Origin of the sequence: Streptomyces sp. B93 (assembly GCF_018070565.1) — a bacterium.
In the GTDB taxonomy this organism is placed as follows: domain Bacteria; phylum Actinomycetota; class Actinomycetes; order Streptomycetales; family Streptomycetaceae; genus Streptomyces.
In genome coordinates this window covers 1-611 of record NZ_JAGPXL010000127.1, presented here as the reverse complement: position 1 = coordinate 611, position 611 = coordinate 1, and the positions used below count along the sequence as shown (strand labels likewise).

Genomic DNA, 611 nt, shown 5'->3' with positions numbered 1-611 from the left:
GGAAGGGACGGACATGACGGAACCCCTGCCCGTGATCATCTCCGGTGACGGGTCCGCCGAGATCGAGGGCGTACCGGTACCGGTGGTACCCGGTGAACCGGTCGACGTGGCCATCCTGGACACCCTGCACGGCTACGCCCGCAGCCGCGACGCCCCCGTCACCGCCTCCATCACCGACCCCGACGCGGGCTACACCGCCCTCATCCGCGTCGACCCGGACGGCTCCAGCACCCTGCTGGAACAACACCGCGACGACGAAGACGACGACGAAGACGACGACGAAGACGACGCTCCCAGCGAGCCGGGCACGCCCGCCGCACCCGCCGCACCCGCCGCACCCGCCGTCGAGGTCCCCCGCCGCAAGGCCGTACCCCAGTCCGACGACGAGTACCAGCCACCCGGCCTCCTCCAACGCCCCCTCGTCCTGGGAAGCGTCGGCGTCACCGTCGCCGTACTCGTCATCGGCACCCTCGTCGCCCTGGGCACCACCAGCTCCGCCGACAACCACCAACAGACCGCCGACACCGCCCCCACCCCCGTCGACCTCCAGCCCACCCCACCCACCGGCTACATCAGCGTCACCCCCACCCTCTCCTCCCGCACCCTCCCAC

Annotated in this window: 1 pseudogene; it reads left to right on the top strand. The window is 71.8% G+C overall.

Annotated features, from left to right (window positions below):
- Nucleotides 1-13 precede the first annotated feature (13 nt).
- Nucleotides 14-611, top strand: a pseudogene (locus KBY47_RS36230) (hypothetical protein); the annotation flags it as partial.